Here is an 18,031-nt window from a genome sequence, read left to right as displayed (position 1 = left end):
ATGGAGACTTTGCAACAACGTCTTATGATTTCATTAACTCTGAAGAAGACGTAACAAGTTCTTATAATCTTCGTCAAAGATAGGATCTTCTTCCCGCAAACTAACCACTTTTTCACACGCATGCATTACGGTGCTATGGTCTCGTCCACCAAAAGCCATTCCAATTTCCGGAAAACTATCACCTGTCAATTCACGAGCAAGGCCCATCGCCAATTGACGTGGTCGTGCATAAATTCGTGTTCGCTTTGGACCAACTAATTCTTTTAACGGGATACGGAAATATTCACTCACCACGCGTTGTATATTTTCTACACTAATTGTACGTGCACGAATCGCCAATACATCTTTTAAAGACTCTCGTACGACATCAAGGTCAATCGGAGCACCTTTAAAACGTGAAATTGCAACCACTTTATTCAATGCACCTTCAAGTTCACGTACGTTCGCTACCACTTGTTGAGCAATAAATAATGCACAGTTTCTAGGTAAATCAACGCCACTATTTTCAGCTTTTTTAAGTAAAATTTCGATTCGTGTTTCAATATCTGGCGGTTCAACACCGACTGATAGTCCCCAAGAAAAACGAGAAACCAATCGAGGGTCAAGTTCTGTTAATTCTTTAGGATATCGGTCAGACGTTAAAATAATTTGTTTAGATTCATCAAGTAAGGCGTTAAATGTATAAAAGAATTCAACAAGACTAGCTTCTTTACCAGCCAAAAGGTGAATATCATCAACTAATAATAAATCTAGAGAACGACAATTTTTCTTAAATTCTTCAACCTTTCCTTTTTGTAAGGAACTCACAAAATCCTGTACAAAACTTTCCGAAGTCATATACATGACTCTCGCATTCGGCTTAGCTTGTAGCAATGCATTACCAACTGCTTGCATTAAGTGAGTTTTACCAAGGCCCGTTGGACCATATAAAAACAAAGGATTGTGTTGAGATGCACCTAATTGCGTTAAAACCTTCCTGCATGTTTCAGCAGCCATCTGGTTAGAACGGCCTTCAACAAATAAAGAAAATGTAAATTGTGGATTTAAAAGCTTCTTTTTTGATGTTTTAGGATTAACAACATTATTAGCAACAGCTTCTACTTCCTTTTTAACCTTAACAGGTTGAGCTACAGGAGCAGTCTGTAAAGCTGCTGTAGTAGTTGCAGGTTGCTCATTAGAAGACAAAATACTACCAGGACGGGAATCGACCAAGATTTCAACTTGACGTACTCGCCCTTCTGACAATTGTTCTGCCAATATAGAAATTAACTCTAAATGATTCTCTTGAATATAACGCGTCCAATAAGGATTAGGAGCATATAGACGTAGTATACCCTCCACTTCTTCAGCTACTAAAGGGCGAATCCACATCGCAAAGACGTTATCAGAGAGCTCTTGTCGCAAGCGAGTTAAGCAGTCTGTCCAAAGCATGTGTATCCCCTATGTCTGCGTTTTAAATTCAAATCATTTAAAGATTAACCCTTCCTGATAAGAAGGGGTCGCCATTCTACCCAAGTTATCCACATCTGTCATGACGATTTCAGTTGATTTTGTCTAAAAAGAAAACTCTTGTGAATAAATTTAAATTCAAAACCAATTGTGAATAACTTTTTGTATATCCTGTGGATAAATTAACACATAAACTTATCCACAATCTATGAAGTTAATAAAAACAGAGTTATCAACAACTCAAATATATGTTTTTTAAATTTAAAAATACGAAATCCACAGAAAAAGTCCACACTAATAAGAATAAATTTAAATTTTAAAATTTGAATTTATTTAATAGGGTCACATCAAATTGTGGATAACTAAAAAATGAATTTAAATTCAAATATACCAAACCAGAACCACTTTGACATCTTGGTTTGTTGATAAGTATGTAAATAAGGAGTGTATATCTTAAAAGTCTCAATAAAAATAAACAATTACTTTGTGCATAACTCTTAAGTAAGAAAAAGTAGCTAAATATAAACAGAAGGTAGGAAAGTAAAAATTTGACTTAAATACAAAACTTTCTCGGTTTTTCATTGACAGCGTAAACATTGCACAATAAAATCGCGGACCTTTATAGAAAGATCATTTTTGGGAGTTTCAATATGAAACGTACTTTCCAACCATCTGAATTAAAGCGTAAGCGCGTTCATGGTTTCCGTGCTCGTATGGCAACTAAAGCTGGTCGTCAAGTTTTAGCTCGTCGTCGTGCAAAAGGTCGTCATAGCTTAACTGTTTAATTACTGTTAGCTGACCAGACTTGGGTGTGATGGCACTTTACAGTTTTAGCACAGATCGTCGTGTACGCTGTGCTGCAGATTATAAAAGTGTATTTGATGGTGCGCTTTTTAAAGTGCATCAGCCCCATTTTTTATTTCTTGCAAAATTCACCGAACAGCCTAATAGCCGTTTGGGTATTGTCGTTGCTAAGAAAAAAGTGCGCCGTGCGCATGAAAGAAATCGAATAAAGCGTCTTGCCCGTGAGAGCTTTCGTCTTAATCAGCCGAAATTTGGGTTAGACATAGATGTTGTTGTAATGCCTAAAGTTGGTATTGAAACGATTACGAATGCTGAGCTATATCAACAATTAGATTTTGCTTGGCAAAAATTACAACGCTTGGCAAAAAAACATTCTAAAGTTGTCCCAACCTCGCAGAACTAAGAGATGACCAATGGTTCGTATTTTGCGTTGGTTGATTCGTCTGTATCAAATTGCGATTAGTCCGCTTCTTGGACCCCGTTGTCGTTATATTCCAACTTGTTCCCAATATGCGATAGAAGCATTACAAACTCATGGTGCAATTAAAGGCGTTTGGCTATCTTCTAAACGTATTTGCCGTTGTCATCCATGGGGAGGCTCCGGATATGATCCGGTACCGCCAAAAGCAATTCGTTTTATTTCGTTTCATCAAATAGATTCTCAAACGCATCATGTTGCTGTACCCTTTCGTGATCGTTTAATGAAGCAAAATCTCTCTAACCATTTGGGGTAATAGATATGCAACAATGGGCCAGGTTTGCAATTCTCGGGGCCATGTTTGTCACCGCATATTTGCTCATTTTGGCTTGGCAAAAAGATTATGGAAATGCTGCAACTGCACCGCAACAACAAGCGGCGGCTGTAAGTTCGCATGAAGTATCTGCTGATTTGCCAAATGCCAAAACTGCAACAGTGGCTTCCGATGTGCCACAAGCAAATATTGCGCAGTCACAAACCACAGATGCAACTGCACCTGTGAATCAACAGCTTATTTCAGTACAAACTGACCTTTACCATATTTGGATTAATCCAAAAGGTGGTGATATTGTTCGTATTGAATTACTCTCTCACGACAAAAGCAAAGACAGTAATCAACCTTTTGTTATGCTTGAAAATGATGCCAAGCGTACATATGTTGCTCAATCTGGCTTAATTGGTTTGAATGGACCAGACAGTAGTCGTGGTGGTCGTCCGTTATATGCGGTTGAAAAAACATCATATACTTTGGCTGATGCTAAAGGTGTACAAGATCAAAAGGGGCAAGCTGAAAAAGTTTTAAACGTTCCTATGGTATTTAAAACACCAGAAGGCGTTGAAATTATTAAAACTTTCACCTTTACTCAAGGTCAGTATCCGATTGTTGTAAGCCATCAAGTCATTAACCGTAGCCAACAAAATTGGCAAGGTCAGATGTTTGGACAATTAAAGCGCGATAACTCTGAGGATCCTGGTAAGTCTTCTCAAGGTATTTTCACACTAGGAACTTTCTTAGGTGGAGCATGGGGTACGCCTGATTCACACTATAACAAGCTTAAATTTGCTAATTTCTCAGAAGAAAAAGTAAATACTGAAGCTAAAGGTGGATGGGTTGCGATTGTTCAGCATTATTTCGTTAGTGCTTGGATTCCTGGAAATCTTAAACTGACCCAAGCAAATGGTCAGCCTTATGTTGCGAAGCTTGAATCTCGTCAGTCTGCGGATCATATGAATATTATTGGCTTTACGTCGCCAGTAATTAATGTTCCAGCTGGCACTTCAATGGAAGTAGATGCGAAGCTTTATTCAGGTCCAAAAGTACAATCTGAATTAAAAGATTTGGCTGTAGGTTTAAACCAGACTGTTGACTATGGTTGGTTATGGCCAATTGCCAAGTTGTTGTTCTTAGGTCTTCAATTCTTCCATAGCATTGTAGGCAACTGGGGATGGTCGATCATCTTGCTTACCATTATGGTGAAGATGATTTTGTGGCCTTTATCTTCAAAAAGTTATCGTTCTATGGCGAAAATGCGTGTGATTGCACCAGAAATGCAACGCATGAAAGAAGAGTTCGGTGAAGACCGTATGCGCTTCTCGCAAGAAATGATGGCACTTTATAAACGTGAACAAGTTAACCCCCTATCAGGTTGCTTACCATTATTGCTACAAATGCCAATTTTCCTTGCTTTGTACTGGGTACTCATGGAAAGTGTGGAATTGCGTCATGCGCCATGGTTAGGCTGGATTCAAGACTTGTCAGCAATGGATCCTTGGTTTATCTTGCCATTAATTATGGGTGCGACAATGTTTGCTCAGCAAATGTTGAACCCGCAACCTGCTGATCCAATGCAAGCGAAAGTATTCCGCATTATGCCGATTATGTTCACGGTATTTATGTTGTTCTTCCCTGCGGGTCTGGTGTTGTACTGGATTGTGAACAACAGTATTACTATTTTACAGCAGTCGTTTATTAACAAGAGTGTTGCGAAAAGTCGTCTAAACAAGACTGAATCAGCATCTTAAACGTTGAACTTTTGCTGAATCAATCCGCTTAAGATGGTAATCTTAAGCGGATTTTTCTTTGGCTGTATTTTTGGTTTTTTAGGTGAGTAATATGCAAAGTCAAACCACAATTGCCGCAATTGCAACGCCACCAGGGCGTGGTGGAGTGGGCGTGATTCGCTTATCTGGACCTAAGGCCTATGAAATTGCTCAAAAGTTGACGCAAAAAAACTTGCCTGAAGCACGTATGGCTGGTTTCAGTAAGTTTTATGATGTAGATGGAAGCATCATGGATGAAGGGATAGTGTTGTGCTTTCCAAATCCGCACTCCTTTACTGGTGAAGATGTTGTCGAGTTACAAGGTCACGGCGGTCCAGTTATTCAAAATGCTTTGCTTGGTCGTTTATTTGAGCTTGGTGCAATTGCTGCAAAAGCTGGTGAATTCTCCATGCGAGCTTTTGAAAATGGCAAAATGGACTTGGTACAAGCTGAAGCGATTGCGGATTTGATTGATGCGACTTCGCAAGCTGCGGCTCGTTCGGCAGTCCGTTCTTTACAAGGCGCATTTTCAACAAAAATTAATACAGTTTTAGAAAAACTGATCCATTTACGATTGCATGTAGAAGCTGCAATTGATTTTCCTGAAGAGGAAATTGATTTCCTAGCAGATGGTAAGATTTTAGCTTTACTGGAAGATGTTCAGCAGTCAGTACATGCAGTTCAAACATCTGCACGACAAGGACAACTTTTGCGTGAAGGTTTGCAAGTTGTGATTGCGGGTAAACCGAATGCGGGTAAATCGAGCTTGTTAAATGCACTTGCTGGTGTAGAGCGGGCTATTGTGACCGATATTGCTGGTACTACTCGCGATGTTTTGCATGAAAAAATTAGCTTAAATGGCTTACCAATCACTTTAACAGACACGGCTGGGCTTCGTGAAACGGGTGATGTGGTCGAAAAAGAAGGGATTCGCAGAGCAATCAAGGAAATTGAACAAGCCGATTTATTGTTGTTAGTTTACGACTTGAATCAAGGTGATGACCCATTACAACTCGCTCAAGAATATTTTGCTGAGCATATTGAACCGCGACGTTTAATGCTAATTGGTAATAAATGCGACTTAACCGGTCAATTAGCCGAAATCACTGATTTTCAGGGGTTCCGTCATATTACAGTTTCTGCAAAACAAGAGATGGGTGTACAAGGCCTCGTAGATGCGATTACAGCGCATGCAGGTTTTCACCCTGAGGAAGATACGTTTATTGCAAGAACACGCCATTTAGACGCAATGAAGCGCACACAGCTCTATCTTTCAGAAGCACGTGAGCAACTTGTTGTATTTAACGCTGGTGAGCTTGTTGCCGAGTCATTACGCCTTGCTCAAAATGCTTTAGGTGAAATTACAGGCGACTTTAGCGCTGACGACCTATTAGGCAAAATCTTTGGTTCTTTCTGTATTGGAAAATAATCCCAACTTTTAGTCATATTCAATTAGTTCTAATAGATTCTAAAGATAATATATAAAGCATTAAGTTATAGTGACTTAGTGCTTTTTTAATGCCTGTGAGTTATTCAATAGTGTCCAATGTGTTCATACAGTGCTATGATTTTTTTAGTCTCAATTTAGTCTTTTTTTGATTGAGACTAGGATTTATAAAAATTGAGACTAATTTTATGCCCATAGAAAACGGTTATACCTTTGGTACAGATCGAGAAGCTCTAAACCTGAAACCACAGGAAAAAGTCTACACAGCAAAGGACAAGACGAATAATGGATTATTCCTAGAGATTAGACCTACTGGGCGGAAAACATGGATATATCGCTACACATTCAACGGTAAACAAGAAAAGCTCACACTGGGACGCTATCCCGATTTATCGTTAAAAGATGCAAGACAGGTAAGAGATGAAGCAGCAAGCCAAGCTGCTAAAGGGATTTCCCCACATCAACAAAAAATCAAAGAAAAACAAGGGTATCTTGAAACAATACTATTTCGAGATTACGGCGAACGGTACACCAAAGAAGTGATACTAAAAGACCGTGCAAATCCTGAATCAATGCTGATGTATCTCAATAATGATATTTATCCCATGCTTGGGCATATCGCCATGAAAGACATTGGTATAGAGGGTATACGGCGCACAATATGGCGTAAAAAAGAACAGGGCTATGATGCAGCAGCCAATCAAGTACGGGGACTACTTAAACGAATGTTTGACTATGCTGTAACACTTGGATTAGTTCCACATAATCCAGTAATGGCAATTCCAACACGTCATGTATTCAAAGCCAAACCTAGAGACCGCTATTTGTCTACTGGAGAAATTCGAGCCTATTACACTACCCTACTCGATTCACGTATCTATAAGTCACGTAAATTAGGCTTGTTGCTGTCATTGCTAACCTTGTTGCGTAAATCTGAATTACTTGCAGCGAAATGGGAACACATTAACTTTGACACAAAGATATGGCTAATTCCTGAAACAAAAGCGGACAGTAAAACAGGTCATAGCCGTGAAATGCTTGTATATATGTCCACTCAAGTTGTTGAGATTCTTAAGGAACTCAAGACCATTGCAGGCGATGAGCCTTATGTTTTTGTTGGGCGTAAACGTGGTACACATATCAGCCACAATGCTTTTAATACAGCTCAAAAGGCAGCGTTAGCATTAACCGATATTCCTAACTTCACCATTCACGACCTACGCCGTACAGCAAGCACACATTTAAATGAACAAGGCTTTAACCGTGATGCCATAGAGAAATGTTTAAACCATACTGCAACTGGAGTACGTAGCGTATACAACAAGGCAGAGTATGCCAATGAACGAATCAAGATGATGCAGAAATGGAGTGACTTTATTTTTAGTCTGATCTATGAGCCGAATCTCATATTTTTTAATGAAGTAAAGCAGCGTAAAAGCAGTTAAAAATTTGATCAAAATTCAACTATTTGGAATTTTCGAATAGTTCAACAGTATATAGAACTGGAGTCATCAACGTGGCACAAAGTAAGAATAGAAAAATATCAGTTAATGAAATCAGCATCACCGTATCAACGGTAAATAATGATGATTATATCAACCTTACAGATATGGTTAAGGGTTTTGATGGTGGTGACCAGTTAATCTATAACTGGATGCGTAATCGAAATACTATAGAGTTTTTAGGTATTTGGGAGCAAATCAATAACTCTGATTTTAAAGGTATCGAATTCGAAACCTTTAAATCTCAGGCTGGGTTAAATAGCTTTAGTCTCACGCCTAAAAAGTGGATTGATGCAACAAATGCTATCGGCTTAGTTTCTAGGGCAGGACGTTACAACGGTGGCACATACGCCCATAAAGACATAGCTTTCGAGTTTGGTTCATGGCTAAGTCCTGAATTTAAACTGTACCTGATTAAAGAGTTTCAACGTCTTAAAGAACAGGAAGCCCAGCAGAATTCGATTGAATGGCAAGTTAAAAGAGAATTGGCAAAGGTCAATTATCATGTTCATACCGATGCCGTGCAGATGAACCTATTAACCAATGTACCAGCATCACAGCATGGTTTTATTTATGCGAGTGAAGCTGATTTATTTAATGTGGTGATGTTTGGGAAAACACATAAGGAATGGCAGCAACAGAACCCCAGTTTAAAAGGAAATCAGAGAGACCATGCCACAGTATTGGATAACGCCATTATTGCCAACTTGGAGCTACAGAACTCTTTGTTGATCAATCAAGGCTACCCACAGAGTGAACGCCTGACCATGTTAAAAGAATTAGAGAAAACTTTAAGAGAAAGTATGAGTAAATCCCCAGCCATGAAGCGTTTAGAGCAACAAGCAGAGTCGCCACAGATTGAGAAAAAGCCCTAAAAACTGGATGAATTTACAATTCTTTACAATTAGTTGAATGATCAAGATACATTAACTTTGATTAATAAAATGTTCAACAAAGTGAACAACTTATGTAAGCTAACTTACATTTTTTTGTTATACCTTATTTAATGAAGTCAAAGAGATAGGATGTGTCCGTTTACGTTCGCATTAATCCGTTTACGTCCGTTTTAAAACAGTGCGTTGATGATCTTGGACGACAAGATTTAACGCGATTGGCGTTACAAATTACTGCGAAGAAGTAGACATTTTTACTCAATTCTTGCATAGTTAACTTGTTCATTGAGTTGTAACAAATTCAAGACAGATCAATGAGTAATAAAAAAGAGCTGATGTACTGGAAATACATTAGCCCTTTGGTGACATAGATTAACTGGAAATTAATTCATGTCGATATTTTTAAACCGTCGTGACAGGCACAAACCTAAAGGAACTTTAGAAATGTAAACAGCTTAAAAACAAGTTTTATCGGAACTCCGATATAGGTAAGCGAACTTACCCTATAGGTAGAACTATAATGAACCAAAGGTTCAAAGTAAACAGTTTGTGTTAGTTTTTCCTAATTGATTGTATTTCTTTGAATGCATTGAACGCTAATAAAAGCCTATATCTATCTGATAAAACTTAGTTTAAAAACTTAAACATTCCTACCTTTCTATTTTTGTGTCTAGGCGAATCTCTAACGAGGTCGTTTAGATGACTACATCTAAAAATCAACAAATTGAAAATAACCGCTTAATCCGCCGTAAAGAGGTGCAAACCAAAACAGGATTAGGTGCTTCATCTATTTACGCCATGATGAAAAATGGTGAATTTCCCCAGTGCTTAAATTTATCTGAACGCCGTGTCGCTTGGATTGAGTCAGAGATTGATCAGTGGATTGCCAATCGTATTGCACAGCATAAAGCTACTAATGCAGTGATGGAGGCTTAACCATGAACCATCAAACCGCCGTACTAAATCACCTCAAGCAAGGCAAAACGCTTAGCCAAGCCGAAGCCATAGAGTTATGCGACTGTTACCGCCTTTCGGCTGTAATTGACCGATTAAGAAAGCAAGGTTATGACATCATGACCCATCACGAACCAAACCTGAACCATAGAGGCACACATGCACGTTATGAATTAAAAGAGGTGGCAGCATGAACGCCATAACCCATTTCGATTTTAAATCCAGTTCCGTTCGTATTGTTTTAGATGACAACGGCGAACCTTTGTTTTGTTTCCCTGATGTGTGCAAAGCATTAGATATTAAAAATACCCATACAAGCCGATTCAGCCTAAATGAAAAGGGTATACATTTCATGTACACCCCTACCAATGGCGGTATGCAAAAACTCACTTTTATCAGTGAAGAAAACCTTTACCGCATTGTATTCAGATCAACCAAACCCGAAGCCCTCAATTTCCAAAACTGGGTATTTGCAGAGGTATTGCCGTCACTCAGAAAGACAGGCACATATTCAGCAAGACAGACCGCTTATGAAGAACTGAACCGCCTTTGCATGGAAGAAAAAGTATCAAAGGATAAAGGCACGTTTCACAGCTTAGGTATGCACCGCCGTAAACGTGAAAAGCACTTAAATGCTATGCGTATCCAGACATGCAAAACAAACTTGCAGCTTACTTTTGAAGGGGTAAGTCATGAATAAACATGTAAACCCTGAGTTTTTCAAAGCGTTTGACCACTACAAAGCAATGCTGGCCCAGTATGGGGAACACCACCCCATTACAGAACAGGCATTCATTTTGACAATGCACTACACGCCTGAGCATATCAAAGAAGAAATGCACCAAAAGGCCAAAGAGCTAAACCTATTGCCACCAGTAAGCGGTTACACGGATGACGGCGAACCAATGTACCGCCTAGAGGATATTGCAAAGCATTTCGGCATTAGCTTTGAAGAAGCAGAACAGCAGTTATTAAAAATGATGGATAACCGCCAGCAAGTCGGATTATCAAATGACGGCGTTTTGATTGATTCAAATATCCATATTAACCGTGTGCAATGAGGGCTTTAACATGACCTTTGATAATCAAGAATACGCCTACGTTGTAGCAGAATTACGCCCTTGTACCGATACAGATGAATATACCGATCTAGTTATTGATAACGAGCATTATGCCATCCACCGCCTTGACCCTTGCAAGGATATGCAAACGGCGATGTACACCGCCATTGATATTGAGCGTACAGAGCCAAACCATAAGCACATCACTTTGCACCATGAAAGCCTGATGAAGCTAATACATGGCATACACGGCGAATATGAGCCACAGCCACAACGTGAAGTATTCAAGCTGCTGGAACAGGCTAAGGCACAGGGGTTAAAGCCATGCAAATGATTAAGTTGATGTCAGAAAAACCTTGTATTACCCCTATACAGATTCCAATAAAGTCTTGGGGTAATCTTGTGGCATTGTCATGTTTAGTAACGTTTTCACCGTCACCCCTTGCACTACGAAACTTTCGTAGTTATAGTTCCCTTGCTTTGAGCAAAATCTCAAAGTTAGCTTTGGTCGGCTATATTCTAAATGGCGCATACGGTCCGCTTCGGGCTTTTTTTATGCGTAATATCTCTATGCGTTCGCATGTTATGGCGAAGCTGGAGAGGGACACTTTCGAGTGTGCAGGTAACCATTTAGGCCTGTCGACCAACCCTTTTCAGCTTTGCCACCCTCACTTGGTCGTGAATGGTAAAGCTCCTCAACTAAATGGAGCGCATTCTCATGCCTAATCAAATCAAAAAAGCTTATAACCCATCTCTAGGCAGCACTAGTACCTTTTTTGTACCCCATCCAGAGGCAAATCATTTAAATGCTCAAGACGTTGCTTATGAATTGGTAGCAAGTGCAAAGGATATTTCGATTGCTACTTTCCAATGTTTTGAAGGTGGCAATAAATTAATGATAAAAGCGGAAATCGTAGCCAATCTTATTATTGAAATTCATACGAAATTGGAAATGATTGAAGCTATCTTGCCGATGGCATTTGATGGTGAAGAAGGTGGCCACAATGCTTGATTATGACCACCCCAAAGAACTAATAACACCCAAAGCCATTTTAAACGAATGCACACAGCTTGTATCGTTTAATGATGCCTATTCATCACATCCATTAATACAGCGTTTTGGCAGTCCATCACAGCCGATTTATGTTGATGATGGCAATGTGGATATAAACGGCGTTACCTATGCACAGCCTTTGATTGTGCCTATCTATGATGGGCAAATGGAGCTTGTTCAATGTGCAGTCATGCAAGATGGGCAGCGTGTGGCCGTCATACCTGATGGACTGGCTAGAGGCTTTGCAAGGTATGGCGATTTTGACCATGACAAGCCAGTCATTATCACGTACAGCCTAGAGGCATTCTTTAAGGTCGCACAGACTGGCTACGCCGTTGTTTTGGTTGTATTGCCTACACTATGCAATAAACGAATGACAGCACTCAAACCGTTTGATTTTGAGCAAATACAGTTTGTTATTCAGCAATTATCAATGTCAGGTTTTGACAGGTTGTATATGCCAGTCAGACCCGAACATATACAGCTTGAGCCATTTCAACAGCTTGAGCAAAACACGGCTGTAAAGTTGTTGAATCAGTATTTAAAAATAGATGAAAGTGAATTTCTGATTGAGTTATCAAAAGATGAATCAATAGCAGAAGTGACGGCATTTATTGATGAAGCAATAGACCTATTGCCCCAAAAAGAGAGATTGCCTAAAGGACATTTAGCTAAACCTTTCCGCTATGGTGATGGCGTATTTCATCTTTTAGAAGATGGCTTGTACTACATCGAACAGACCAAAGATGACGAGTATAAGCGTTATATCTCAAGTCCGATTCGAGTATTGGCACAAACAAGAGATACCACTAATAACGCTTGGGGACGTTTATTAGAATGGCATGATGCTGATGGTGTGAAGCACACACAAGCCTTGTCTATGGAGCTATTTCAATCCGATGGCGTGGAACTTCGCAAAGCCTTAGCTTATCAAGGCGTCATCATTGCACCCGATGGCAAAGCAAGGAACTTATTGCAAAGTTATTTGATGAGCTACCCAACTGAAACAAGGGCGTTATGTGTTGACCGTGTGGGATGGCATGACAATGTTTTTGTATTGCCAAATGAGCAGATCGGACAGCATGAAAATGGTGATTTAATCGTTTATCAAACGACACAGGGTATTGATAGCAACTATCAAAGCAAGGGCACATTAGAACAATGGCAAAGTAATATTTCTAAACCTATTGCCAGTCATTCAAAATTAGTCGTTGCATTGAGTTCGGCTTTTGCAGGGCAATTACTTGCACCTTTAGAACAACAAACAGGTGCAGGCGTACACTTCAAGGGGCAATCATCCAAAGGTAAAACTACGGCGTTATATGTGGGCTGTAGTGTATGGGGCAAACCAAGTCATTATTGTAAAACATGGAAATCAACAGGTAATGCTTTAGAACATACAGCATATATTCACAACGATGGATTTTTAGCACTGGATGAAATTGGAGAAGTCGCCAATCCTAAAGAGCTAGGCAATATTGCTTATATGCTTGCCAATGGTAAAGGTAAGGCACGACTGACAAAGGAAATCAAAGCTAAGCCATCATACGCATGGAAAATCATTTTCCTTTCCACTGGTGAAAAGAGCCTTAAAGAAATCATGCAAGAGAACGGACAAAAGACCAAGCTAGGGCAAGAAATCCGTTTGATTGATATTGATATAGACCAGTCAGAATATGGCTTATTTGATCAGATCGACTTTGCCGAAGATGGTGCAAAGCAATCAAGACAGCTTGTAGAGCGTTCTAATCAAGCCTATGGCGTTGCAGGCATGGCATGGCTGAGATACTTAACTCAAGATAAGGAAAAGGTCATAAGCCAAGCTAAACAGCTATTGGAGCAATATCACCTTGAATTAATTGCAGAGCATAAACAAGGTCATATTGTACGAGTGGCAAATGCTTTTGCTTTAATCGCCGTTGCAGGCGAACTTGCTACACAAGCAGGCATTACAGCATGGCAAACAGGCACAGCGCTTAATGCTGTGAAAGCAGTATTTAATGATTGGGTGAATAGCTTTGAGTATGTCGGGGACTATCAAACCAAAGAATACATACTCCATGTTAAGGCATTCTTTGAGGCGAACGAATCAAGCCGATTCGAGGCAATTACACCCGACCCTGACCACATCGAGAAAATTATCAATCGTGTTGGCTACTGGAAAATCGAGAATGGCGAAAAGTTATTTCTTGTGCTACCTGAGCAATTCAAGAATGAAGTGTGCAAAGGGCATGATAATAGGAAAGTCGCAAAGGCTTTATTGATTGAAAAACTACTTGAACACGATACAGGCAAGACTACAAAAACCGTCCGTTTACCTAGTCGAACTAAAGCTATTCGAGTTTATGCAATCAAAGACGCTATTTTTAGTTGGGAATAGCAAAAATAGAGGGCAACAAAGGCAACAAGGGCAACAGCCTTATAAATAAAGGCTTTGAGTGTGTTGCCCTAATGAAAATGGAAAAGGCAACAAAGGCAACAATTGAGCAAAAACTAAATTTGTTGCCCATGTTGCCCAAACGAAAAAAAAGAGGCAACAGCCTAAAACCCTTATATAGCAAGCATGTTGCCCATGTTGCCCATGTTGCCCCTTAAAAATAGACATTCTGAGAAAATTTAAGAGATTTAGAACAATGCCAAACGTAAACAAAGTAACTGTGATGGGTGTACTAGGTCGTGACCCTGAAACTAAACAATTTCCCAACGGCGGAAGCGTTACCACATTCAGCGTTGCAACTACTGAGTTTTGGAAAGACAAGACTACAGGCGAGCGTAAAGAAGCTACAGAGTGGCATAGAATCACCACCAGCAACCGTTTAGCCGAGATTGCCAGTAAGTACCTCAAGAAAGGCGGAAAGGTGTATATCGAAGGCTCATTGCGTACAAGGAAGTGGAAGGACAGCAAAGGGGCGGAAAAGGAAATAACCGAGATTCGAGCAGATGAGATGCAATTGCTTTAAAAATATAGCTCCTCTTTTTTGAGGAGCTTTTATTATCTGAATGGTCATAATCACCATGCAGGTTCAACTATCATGGAAATCGTGATAACTGAATAAGCAGCTTTAGATCGGTGCAGTCTAATTAGATAAAAGTATCTCTTTCATAGGATTGTTTCACAAATCGTATAAATGGAGTGATTACACCCCCTATTTTGTCTAGGTACGTCTAGCAAAATCCGTATCAGTACGTATCAGTAAATGGCCTTAAATCTTGCATGACAGACCTTTTGCACTTGTTTGACAAGGTACTGATAAAAGCACCTATAAAAATGCACTCAATGCCAAGCAATACAAGGCATACGCCGTTTTAAGTAGATATGCAGTTCGTCAAACTACGTCAACGTAAAAAGGTGCATTTCGTATAGCTACGTATAGCAAAATCTTGATAGACAAGACCCAAATCAATGCACCCATAGAAACGTACTCAAAGCAAAGCCATGCAAAGGTGTAACGATAATAATGACCCCCTTGTTCTGTCTAACTACGTCTAACAAATCCGTATCAGTACGTATCAGTAAATGGCAAAAAATTAAAGCAAAAAACGCCGTGTAGCTTTAACATCCCTTTAACTTTTTTAACATCAAATTTTAACTTTTAACTTGTCCCTAGCTGCTTATAAGTCCTTGAATATAAATATTTATAAGGTTTTGGTACTTTAACTTTATTTTAACTTTGTGCTTTAACTTTCTCTGAAATGGGAAATTTTTTTATGCGTGGGATAGAGGGCGGTGTCCTATCAACTAGCCACTAAAAACTTTTACCCTCCCCCTATAGTCTTTTTTATAGGACGGGAAATTAAATGTTTCAAAAAAGGATAATTTTAAATATTGATCGTAAGTACAATAAAAGGCGTGGGCGTGCGAAGCAGACTACGATAAGAGAAAGGCGATGAAAGGCACTTTAATTGCCCTAGTATCAGCAAAATTAGTCTCATATTAGTCTCAGTTGATAAGTTAAAAATATAAGTTGTTGTTATTAAAATATTTTATTAATTAAATTATGTTCTGTATTGGAAAATAATAAAAAAACTGGATGATGTAGAGTGCTATGTCATCCAGTAATTTCCTTAGCCGTATCTCTTTAAAACTTTTAAAAATTCCTCTAACTCATTTTGATCAACTTCTGCACCTTGAAGTACATGGTGGTGTAAGTGTTGTTCCATCAATTCACTCATTAAACCGTTTATTGCACCTTTGATCGCTGCAACTTGCTGCAAAATATCGATGCATAAGGATTCTGGTTGTTCTATCGCATTTTCGATGCTGTTGATTTGCCCTTTTAGTCGTTTTACACGATTAAGAATTTTTTTATCCTGACCAATGTGACTCATCTGTTTTCTCTTAATAATTCAATATACTGGTAGGGAGTATATTGGGTTTAAATGTTATGCACGGCTATAGTGTATCACGTCATGATCAAAATCAGATTGAGAAAGCTTTTAAAAGCTGTTTATGTTCCACGTGAAACATTGGATTAACTAAGTGGGAATTTGGTTATAACTCGTAATCAGCTCTGTTTTGATAAGATGAAGAGATTAAAATAATATTCTTTCCTTTCTATGAGTCGGTTTTATGCTTAAAAAATTAGGAATATTGGCATTATTTAGCTTAACTACAAGTTTGAGTTTCGCTAATGTGGATACTGTTAGGGAAAATATTAAAAAACAATATCCTAATTTGAAAATTAGCAATATTCAGAAAACCGAAATGCCTGGACTATATAGCGCTAATCTGGATCAACAAATCATTTACCTTGGTGAAGATGGTCAGCATATGTTGGTAGGTTCTATGATTCGCTTAAAAGATCAGAAGAATTTAACCAAAGACTTAGTTTTAGGGCAAAACTCAATTGATTGGAAACAATTGCCTTTAAAAGATGCCATTAAAACAGTTAAAGGTAATGGCCAGCATGTTTTAGCGGTATTTTCTGACCCAAATTGTCCTTACTGTAAAAAGCTCGAACCTGAGCTAGATAAGCTTAAAGACGTAACAATTTACACGTTTATCTATCCTTTAAAACCTCAGTCTATTGTCGTTTCCAGACAAGTTTGGTGTGCACCAAACCAATCATACTCTTGGAAAAAGCTAATTGAACAAGGTGTTAAACCAACGGTTGCGAGCTGCACAAACCCAATTGACCGAAACTTGGAGCTTGGAAGAAAATTAGGTTTTAATGCTACTCCTACTCTGATTTTTGCAAACGGTTTTAAATTATTAGGTGCGAGGTCTGCTGAAGAAATTCAGGAAGTCTGGAAAGAGTTAGGTCTATAAAGATATTAAAAAAAGCACCATAGGGTGCTTTTTTTATGAATGAACTAATGTTTAGCTTTTTCGTGCAATCAAATTGTAAATAAACAAAATAATGACTGCACCAATTACGGAAGCGATAAAGCCCGCAGCTGAATTTTCTCCGTAAAAGCCAAGTAAGCGACCACCATAAGTGGCTAGAAGTGAACCTGCAATACCAATTAAAGTGGTAACGATAAAGCCTGCCTTGTCATCACCTGGATGCAAAGCACGAGCGATTAAGCCAGCGAAGAAACCAACCACAATAGCAACAATAAGTGACCACATATTTGTTCTCCAGTTGTTTTTTTGATGAAGTTAATGATTTTGCTTCATATTCTATCGTGCGACAGAGCTGTCTATTTTGTCTGTAGCAGATTGCGACTTTTTGTGTCTTTTTTGTTCAAAGATAAAACCTTATATAAAAAAATAGCACCTTATGGTGCTATTTTTATGAAATTTATAGGCCAATTTCACCAATAAAAGGCAGATGACGATATTTTTGATCGTAATCTAGGCCATAGCCCACAATAAACTTATCTTCAACTTCAAAACCTAAAAATTTAACTTCGAGATCAATTTCACGGCGAGACGGTTTGCTTACTAATGTGCACAATTGAATCGAATTTGGCTCGCGAGTTTGCAACATTTCCACAACTTTGCTTAAGGTGTTGCCTGAGTCGATGATGTCTTCAACCACTAGTACATCTTTACCGCGAATTTCACCGTCAAGATCTTTTAAGATTTTAACATCTCGGCTTGAAGTGGTACCACCGCCGTAGCTAGACACTGTCATAAAGTCGAGTTCGTGTGGTTTGGTAATGGTACGGCATAAGTCTGCCATAAAAATAACAGAACCACGAAGTAGACCAATCAGAACCAATTCTTTGTCACTATTTGCATAGTGAGAATTGATTTGCTCGCCGAGCTCTTTGACTTTTGCTTGAATTTCTTCGGTTGAAATCATGATGCTCATTGCAACAGTCATGGCAGATTCCTACAAGATATAAAAGAAAAAATAAAAAAGGTGTTGACCTGCAACACCTCGAAAATTTGAGTTAATGG

Annotated in this window: 21 protein-coding genes; 17 read left to right on the top strand and 4 right to left on the bottom strand. The window is 38.9% G+C overall.

Annotated features, from left to right (window positions below):
- Window positions 1-33: 33 nt before the first annotated feature.
- The gene (gene dnaA, locus MSG95_RS14960; RefSeq protein WP_049065436.1) at window positions 34-1,431 is read right to left on the bottom strand and encodes a chromosomal replication initiator protein DnaA; all 1,398 of its coding nucleotides are present in this window, start codon (window positions 1,429-1,431) and stop codon (window positions 34-36) included.
- A gap of 668 nt (window positions 1,432-2,099) precedes the next feature.
- Between dnaA and rpmH the strand changes: the two genes are divergently transcribed.
- From rpmH to ssb, 16 genes are all read left to right on the top strand, one after another.
- On the top strand, window positions 2,100-2,234 hold the full coding sequence (gene rpmH / locus MSG95_RS14955) for a 50S ribosomal protein L34 (protein ID WP_000831329.1): 135 nt from the start codon (window positions 2,100-2,102) through the stop codon (window positions 2,232-2,234).
- 29 nt (window positions 2,235-2,263) lie between these two features.
- On the top strand, window positions 2,264-2,656 hold the full coding sequence (rnpA, locus tag MSG95_RS14950; protein ID WP_004706196.1) for a ribonuclease P protein component: 393 nt from the start codon (window positions 2,264-2,266) through the stop codon (window positions 2,654-2,656).
- A 10-nt stretch (window positions 2,657-2,666) separates the two neighbouring features.
- Window positions 2,667-2,987 carry a membrane protein insertion efficiency factor YidD gene (gene yidD, locus MSG95_RS14945; protein ID WP_004706194.1) on the top strand — a complete coding sequence of 107 codons (321 nt, stop codon included), beginning with the start codon at window positions 2,667-2,669 and terminating at the stop codon, window positions 2,985-2,987.
- Window positions 2,988-2,992: 5 nt separating this feature from the next.
- On the top strand, window positions 2,993-4,753 hold the full coding sequence (yidC, locus tag MSG95_RS14940; RefSeq protein WP_004706192.1) for a membrane protein insertase YidC: 1,761 nt from the start codon (window positions 2,993-2,995) through the stop codon (window positions 4,751-4,753).
- A gap of 91 nt (window positions 4,754-4,844) precedes the next feature.
- Entirely contained in the window at window positions 4,845-6,200 is a 1,356-nt protein-coding gene (gene mnmE / locus MSG95_RS14935; RefSeq protein WP_077165799.1) for a tRNA uridine-5-carboxymethylaminomethyl(34) synthesis GTPase MnmE, read from the top strand.
- A gap of 206 nt (window positions 6,201-6,406) precedes the next feature.
- A complete protein-coding gene (locus tag MSG95_RS14930) occupies window positions 6,407-7,663 on the top strand; it encodes a tyrosine-type recombinase/integrase (RefSeq protein WP_004745119.1) in 1,257 nt (418 codons plus the stop codon).
- 71 nt (window positions 7,664-7,734) lie between these two features.
- On the top strand, window positions 7,735-8,595 hold the full coding sequence (locus MSG95_RS14925) for a KilA-N domain-containing protein (RefSeq protein ID WP_004745122.1): 861 nt from the start codon (window positions 7,735-7,737) through the stop codon (window positions 8,593-8,595).
- A gap of 717 nt (window positions 8,596-9,312) precedes the next feature.
- Entirely contained in the window at window positions 9,313-9,549 is a 237-nt protein-coding gene (locus tag MSG95_RS14920; RefSeq protein ID WP_004745124.1) for a helix-turn-helix transcriptional regulator, read from the top strand.
- Between the two features lie 2 nt (window positions 9,550-9,551).
- Window positions 9,552-9,761: a helix-turn-helix domain-containing protein gene (locus MSG95_RS14915; protein ID WP_004745125.1), complete on the top strand. Its 210-nt coding sequence runs from the start codon at window positions 9,552-9,554 to the stop codon at window positions 9,759-9,761.
- Window positions 9,758-10,267 carry a BRO-N domain-containing protein gene (locus tag MSG95_RS14910; RefSeq protein ID WP_004745126.1) on the top strand — a complete coding sequence of 170 codons (510 nt, stop codon included), beginning with the start codon at window positions 9,758-9,760 and terminating at the stop codon, window positions 10,265-10,267. The genes MSG95_RS14915 and MSG95_RS14910 overlap by 4 nt, the downstream gene beginning before the upstream one ends.
- Window positions 10,260-10,628: a hypothetical protein gene (locus MSG95_RS14905; protein WP_004745127.1), complete on the top strand. Its 369-nt coding sequence runs from the start codon at window positions 10,260-10,262 to the stop codon at window positions 10,626-10,628. Before MSG95_RS14910 ends, MSG95_RS14905 begins: the two co-directional genes overlap by 8 nt.
- 10 nt (window positions 10,629-10,638) lie before the next feature.
- A complete protein-coding gene (locus MSG95_RS14900; protein WP_004745129.1) occupies window positions 10,639-10,962 on the top strand; it encodes a hypothetical protein in 324 nt (107 codons plus the stop codon).
- Between the two features lie 146 nt (window positions 10,963-11,108).
- Window positions 11,109-11,354, top strand: coding sequence for a hypothetical protein (locus MSG95_RS18940; RefSeq protein ID WP_046693185.1), 246 nt, complete (start codon window positions 11,109-11,111; stop codon window positions 11,352-11,354).
- Window positions 11,347-11,640 carry a hypothetical protein gene (locus MSG95_RS14890; RefSeq protein WP_004745131.1) on the top strand — a complete coding sequence of 98 codons (294 nt, stop codon included), beginning with the start codon at window positions 11,347-11,349 and terminating at the stop codon, window positions 11,638-11,640. Before MSG95_RS18940 ends, MSG95_RS14890 begins: the two co-directional genes overlap by 8 nt.
- Window positions 11,633-14,062, top strand: coding sequence for a DUF927 domain-containing protein (locus MSG95_RS14885; protein WP_004745132.1), 2,430 nt, complete (start codon window positions 11,633-11,635; stop codon window positions 14,060-14,062). Before MSG95_RS14890 ends, MSG95_RS14885 begins: the two co-directional genes overlap by 8 nt.
- 253 nt (window positions 14,063-14,315) lie before the next feature.
- Window positions 14,316-14,642 (top strand): single-stranded DNA-binding protein, encoded by a 327-nt coding sequence (gene ssb / locus MSG95_RS14880; protein ID WP_002126519.1) that lies wholly within the window; start codon window positions 14,316-14,318, stop codon window positions 14,640-14,642.
- Window positions 14,643-15,747: 1,105 nt separating this feature from the next.
- Here the strand turns inward: ssb and MSG95_RS14875 are convergent.
- On the bottom strand, window positions 15,748-16,011 hold the full coding sequence (locus MSG95_RS14875) for a metal/formaldehyde-sensitive transcriptional repressor (protein WP_077165798.1): 264 nt from the start codon (window positions 16,009-16,011) through the stop codon (window positions 15,748-15,750).
- A gap of 241 nt (window positions 16,012-16,252) precedes the next feature.
- Between MSG95_RS14875 and MSG95_RS14870 the strand changes: the two genes are divergently transcribed.
- Window positions 16,253-16,951: a DsbC family protein gene (locus MSG95_RS14870; RefSeq protein ID WP_077165797.1), complete on the top strand. Its 699-nt coding sequence runs from the start codon at window positions 16,253-16,255 to the stop codon at window positions 16,949-16,951.
- A gap of 51 nt (window positions 16,952-17,002) precedes the next feature.
- Here the strand turns inward: MSG95_RS14870 and MSG95_RS14865 are convergent, their stop codons facing one another.
- Together MSG95_RS14865 and hpt are read right to left on the bottom strand one after the other, a co-directional pair.
- On the bottom strand, window positions 17,003-17,254 hold the full coding sequence (locus tag MSG95_RS14865) for a GlsB/YeaQ/YmgE family stress response membrane protein (RefSeq protein ID WP_004706183.1): 252 nt from the start codon (window positions 17,252-17,254) through the stop codon (window positions 17,003-17,005).
- A 172-nt stretch (window positions 17,255-17,426) separates the two neighbouring features.
- A complete protein-coding gene (gene hpt, locus MSG95_RS14860; RefSeq protein WP_000214980.1) occupies window positions 17,427-17,954 on the bottom strand; it encodes a hypoxanthine phosphoribosyltransferase in 528 nt (175 codons plus the stop codon).
- Window positions 17,955-18,031: the final 77 nt, after the last annotated feature.

The organism is Acinetobacter sp. IK23 (genome assembly GCF_035615275.1).
Lineage (GTDB): Bacteria > Pseudomonadota > Gammaproteobacteria > Pseudomonadales > Moraxellaceae > Acinetobacter > Acinetobacter seifertii.
Note: the sequence above shows the minus strand (reverse complement) of the source record. Positions and strands in the feature narration are given on the sequence as shown.